The organism is Pseudomonas sp. IC_126, from assembly GCF_004331835.1.
Lineage (GTDB): Bacteria > Pseudomonadota > Gammaproteobacteria > Pseudomonadales > Pseudomonadaceae > Stutzerimonas.
Genome location: NZ_SJSS01000023.1, coordinates 1 through 399 on the forward strand (window position 1 = coordinate 1; position 399 = coordinate 399).

1 protein-coding gene is annotated in these 399 nt (G+C 64.7%); it reads left to right on the plus strand.

Annotated features, from left to right (window positions below; genetic code table 11):
- Nucleotides 1-183: hypothetical protein (locus E0D86_RS21295; RefSeq protein WP_218568036.1), on the plus strand; the 183-nt coding region annotated here is incomplete at its 5' end.
- Nucleotides 184-399 lie beyond the last annotated feature (216 nt).

The window sequence follows — 399 nt, forward strand, 5'->3', positions numbered from 1 at the left end:
GAGGTCGCTCAGAAGATCGGTGCGGGTGTGTTCAAGCACATGCAGGATCACAACGAGGGCGTTGGGGTGTGCGATACCGAGACGTGCCGTTGGCAGATTTCCAAGTCCTCGGGTGTCAAGATCGTGCATCCGGTGTGGCTGCTGCACCACTCGCTCGGACTGTCGAACAACCTGCTCGACTGATCGAAGCCTGCTGAACCTTACCGCTCTTCGATGGCGTGGGGGCTCAGCTTCGCCGGACCTCCTGTGATCCGGAGCCGGCCGGGACCTGCTGTGGGGGCGGGCCCCGGCCCTTTCACGTGCTGCTGCGATGTCGGGCGCAACTTCCGGCTGGGGTCGCCGGCCGGCCGTCGAGGGTCGTCTTGCCGTGGCTGGTCAAAAATTGCCGGTTCGAGGCGG